Annotated in this window: 5 protein-coding genes; 1 reads left to right on the top strand and 4 read right to left on the bottom strand. The window is 39.0% G+C overall.

The annotated features are described in order from the left end of the window. Together AC06OU_RS00910 and trhA are read right to left on the bottom strand one after the other, a co-directional pair. On the bottom strand, positions 1-470 hold a 470-nt coding region (locus AC06OU_RS00910), incomplete at its 3' end, for a hypothetical protein (RefSeq protein ID WP_475853463.1). Positions 471-486: 16 nt separating this feature from the next. Then, positions 487-1,134 (bottom strand): PAQR family membrane homeostasis protein TrhA, encoded by a 648-nt coding sequence (gene trhA / locus AC06OU_RS00905; RefSeq protein ID WP_475853462.1) that lies wholly within the window; start codon positions 1,132-1,134, stop codon positions 487-489. A 153-nt stretch (positions 1,135-1,287) separates the two neighbouring features. Here trhA and AC06OU_RS00900 point away from each other — a divergent pair, with 153 nt between their 5' ends. Beyond that, positions 1,288-2,037 (top strand): NRDE family protein, encoded by a 750-nt coding sequence (locus tag AC06OU_RS00900; protein WP_475853461.1) that lies wholly within the window; start codon positions 1,288-1,290, stop codon positions 2,035-2,037. 231 nt (positions 2,038-2,268) lie between these two features. On the opposite strand, the gene AC06OU_RS00895 is transcribed toward AC06OU_RS00900, so the two are convergent. Next, positions 2,269-3,648, bottom strand: coding sequence for an IS1096 element passenger TnpR family protein (locus AC06OU_RS00895; protein WP_475853460.1), 1,380 nt, complete (start codon positions 3,646-3,648; stop codon positions 2,269-2,271). 227 nt (positions 3,649-3,875) lie between these two features. Further along, a complete protein-coding gene (locus AC06OU_RS00890; protein WP_475853459.1) occupies positions 3,876-4,682 on the bottom strand; it encodes an MBL fold metallo-hydrolase in 807 nt (268 codons plus the stop codon). Between the last annotated feature and the right edge of the window lie 79 nt (positions 4,683-4,761).

The following is a 4,761-nucleotide window of genomic DNA, read 5'->3' as shown; positions in this document are numbered from 1 at the left end:
AAGTCATCTATTTCACTTATATTATCCTCCTTGATTTTTTGCTGGAAGCTTAGCAAAACTGTATTTACATAGTTTTGCTCCAAGTGTCCGTATTCAAAGCTCACATGCTGCTTGATTGTTATGTCACCTTCCCATATTTGCTTTAGGGCTAACTCAATACTCTTACACTCAGCAGACACATCCATTATATCTTTTTGAAATTTTAACTGGAGCGTGCATCCTGGATCCTTTCCGGGTATCTCCAAAATTTCAGAGGAGAGCTCCTCCAAAGAAGCTTCTATTATAATTTCAGCCGAGACTGCGGGTTTATCGGATAGGACAAACTCAATAGAGAAATCTCTTTTTATAATAGAGAAGTCCATCCGGTCTGTTCGGTTAATTATATTTATTTTACGTTCTATATTGTCTAAATCATATACATGATTTTCAAATGCTACCTTTACATTTTCGAAGACAGTTGGGTCATACATACGATTTCCTCCTTGGTTATGCAGGTATAGGCAATAGTGTCATGATAGCGAAGAAAACTAAAATAGCAGCTACAAGAACAAATACATGCCATACTGCGTGATGATATGGAAAGCCTCTCCACACGTAAAAGACTGCTCCTCCGGTATATAGCAAGCCACCAAGTGTTAGTAAAACAAGGCCCTCTGTAGACATGTTCGTGATTAAGGGCTTCCATGCAAATACTATTAGCCAGCCCATCACTACATATAGAATCGTGGAGGTATGTAAAAAACGCTTAACAAAATAGGCTTTGAACACAGTACCTGCTATCGCTAGCCCCCACATGATACCAAACAACGTCCAACCAAGCGGCCCTTTTACTACTATAAATAGAAGTGGTGTGTAGGAGCCTGCTATCAGATAATAAATAGAAGAGTGGTCCATGATTTCAAAAAAGTCTTTAGCTCTCCCTGCCGGAAAAGCATGTACGAGGGTCGACGACGTAAACAATAGCACCATGGATGCTCCAAACAGTGTGAAGCTCACCACATGCCATGCATCCCCATACTTGACGGATGAAACAATTAAAATAACAAGTGCCGCTATACTTAAGAGCGTACCAACACCGTGTATGATTGCATTTGCCAACTCTTCTCGTTTAGAAAAAATATGTGTATTACTCAATATTGCTCATCTCCATTAAATCGTTTATTCCATTTTATCCTACCACTTTTCCTCAATAAAAGCAGACACTCGTTAAATTTGAGTTGATATAATAAGGTAAGAGTAGAGTTTCTGTTATCATCTGACAAACTAGTATAAAAAGGAGCAATCATTATGTGTCTTGTTAATTTTCAATTTCAAGTGCATCCTAACTATCCCCTCATAGTTGTTGCCAATCGCGATGAATTTTATGAGCGACCAACTGAGTCGGCTCATTTTTGGGAAGACCATCCAACTATACTGGCAGGACGTGATTTACTGCAAATGGGTACATGGCTTGGAGTTTCTAAAGCTGGTCGCTTTGCTGCATTGACAAACTTTCGTGATCCACAGCTTAAGCCTGGTCACCTTTCACGCGGAGATATTGTTCGAGACTTTTTAATCGGACAACAAGAACCACTAGACTTTATCGAGGAATTGAAGAAAAGTAGAGACAGCTATGGCGGTTATAATATTGTCATTGGGGATAGCCATCAATTGTTCCACTATAACAACATCCTGGATAAAATAAATGAAGTTTCACCTGGTACACATAGTTTAAGCAACCATACCTTGAACACTCCTTGGCCTAAAGCGGAGAAAGGAAAGCAGAGATTAGCTGAATATCTTCTATTAGATAACATAGAGGTAGAGCCTCTATTTAAGCTGTTAAAAGACGAAGAAGTAGCACAGGATTCTGCGCTTCCGGATACTGGTGTGGGAATAGAGCTTGAACGCAGCCTATCTCCTCTGTTTATCAAAATGCCAAACTACGGTACACGCTCCTCGACTGTTTTGCTAATGGACGAAAACCAAAACATTACTTTTGCAGAACGCACCTATTATAAAGGTAAAATGCATTCTGAGAAATTTTTTGAAATATAAAAGAGCTGGGATATAACTAGTCAATAAATTAAAAGACGTGAAATCAAGTTGCTGATTTCACGTCTTTACTATAGTGGTAACCGATTTTAATAAAAAACTCTCTATTATTGTTGTTTGGAGAGGAGAGCGGCGACGAGGAGATTGAAGCCGTGCCCCCGGAAAGCGTCCGCTGTAACGGAAAACACCTACGCTTATTTTGAGGGAACTTTTGTCCTGATCTCTTTCTCTAACTTATTTACCACAGCATTTTTTATACTTTTTACCACTGCCACAAGGACAAGGGTCATTTCGGCCAACCTTTGTATCAGTTTTTGTAGTCTCTGCTTTAGTTGAGGCTGTTTTTAGGTCTGGCTGCTCCATCAATGTGATCTCGTGAGGCGTATGTCCTCTATTGATCCAAAGGCGAGTTGTTACAGATACGAAGGCAATTGCCTGTACATACTTATTAAAAAGTTCCTGTTCCTGTATTTGATGACGCACCGCAAATTGCTGTGCCACCATATTTATACTACTGCCGACTGTTTGCATCTCACGGATTAGTTGATCCATGTTTTCTTTAATCATTAAGGAGCTGCCACCAAAGAAATCCTTTTGCATCATGGAAGCAAGCTTTTCTTGATAGATTGTTGCTTCATAATAGTTCGCATCCGCATAGCGAAGAAGCTCTTCCTTTGCCGGGATATAATAAGGCTTCCCATTCGCATTATCCTTTATGATTTTATAGTCATTGGGACGTATCATTGTATGTATGAATTCATCTTTATCCACACGTACAAGTTGATTTTGTAGCGATTCCAAAGAAGTTTCAATTAATGACAATAATGCATTTCTCGTCAATGCTTTATTGTTTTGTGCATTATAAATCTCTAGAAATTTAGGGAAATCAATGACCCCGTAAAGGTTGGTACAAGCAACTACATATTTTAATACCGTTTCCTTATCTTCTATGTCACCTTGTGGGCTGGATTTCACACCTCGATACTTATCCGAAAGAACAAGATAGTTATCATGGTCGATTTTGTCCCATTCTGTTTTTTTGTATTTCACATGTTTTAACAAGTCATTTGTTCTGTCTATATCAAATGGTTTATACCCCTGTTGCTCTGCCCATCCAAACATATGTAAGTAATCAGGATGATTTGGATTATCCATAATTTTTTTAAACTCTTCAAACCCTGGGGGACCTCCGACATCTTCGGGAGGGGCAGTTCCTTCTCCATCTAATATAGTAGGAAAACCAAAATAGTAATCCTCAACTGTCTCTTCTAGCTCTATACGAATACGCCAATCGTCTCCGAAGTCGTAGTTATAAATGAGGTGACCCATTTCCTGAAGATACGAGTCAATCTTAATACGGGTTGGCTGTTTAACCTCTCTACCCTCGTACTTCTTTCCTTTATACTCATGTAAGATCGTTTCATTATTCGTAATGTACTTGTCGTTTGTTGCTATTCCAAAGGAATGATAGGCTTCCATCGTGCTTCGGAAATTTGTCACGTATTGAATGGTCTCATGAAGTCTATTAAATGTCGCATCTGCCGGCAGAATAACCCGTCTCCACACCTTCGGATCTACGTGCTCAAATGATAATTTTAAAATATAAGCTTTCAAATAAATTCACCTTCCTCCCTTAATCATACGGTATTAAGCGGTTTTCATCGAGTAAAAACTACTTTTTGGGAGTAGGCTTATGCAAGTATTCTATTTAATGTATTTTAGCAGGGTCTATTGCTGCTCAAATAGAGAATCACATTAGTAAATATGGCTCTTATATAATCCACGTAAAGCTAGTCCACCCGTCAGGCAAGGACTCTACTATGTAATTAGTCCTTTTCATACTACCGCTCGTTAATAACCGACCGGATGATATGAAAGGAGCTCCACTCACCCATAGAAAACCGATTAATAGGATATTTCTTTGGAAAAATAATACTGGTAATCTCTTTTTCACTTTTCCCCTCGGCGTGAAGCTGCAAAATCTTTTGCTGCATCTCTAATAAATAATGTAACTTTCTCTCTAAGTATCTTCTTCCCTTTTCTAAATACCCTGCATGACAGCAGTAGACATCCCCAAAATCATAGGTGAGGACCCGTTGAAGGGATTCTATGATGGTTGGAATACTTTCTTCTCGAAGAATAATCTTTGTTCGTTCTTGGCAATAAAGGTCACCTGTAAACAATTGACCCGTTTGTCGATTGAGAAATGCTGCATGATCCTTGGCATGAACAGGTGTAGGGATAACATCCCAGGTAGCTGATTTAGAGGTAAATGTCTCGCCTAACAGATTAGCTTTAAAGGGTTGTCTCTTCCCCCAAAATAGCTTGCGGTAAAGGGGGTAGTCTGCTTTCTTTTGACAGTTATCTATGAAATGTTCTTTCATATAGATGTGTTTCCCCAGCTCCTGCATATAAGCAGCACAGCCAGTATGGTCCTCATGATGATGAGTAATCATGACCTTCTCCACCTCTTGCTGCTTCAAAAAAGGCTTGAGCTCATTCTCTAGTGACTGTGATCCCGTATCAATGAGGACACCATCTACCACGAAACAATGTACATTTAACCTCACGCCTTGAAAAGACACCTTTCCATTCGCCATTATTACCCCATTTTTAGTCGAAACATCGAATTGTTTCTTGAAAAGCATCTCATCCACCCCTATAAACAAAGATTTATTTTAGAAAAGAATACCATAAAATGAATGACTATTCACTCTATTTAAGGTC

The sequence above is a fragment of the Psychrobacillus sp. genome (assembly GCF_056205495.1).
The sequence above is the reverse complement of the archived record's forward strand: the minus strand, read 5'-3'. Positions and strand labels throughout refer to the sequence as shown.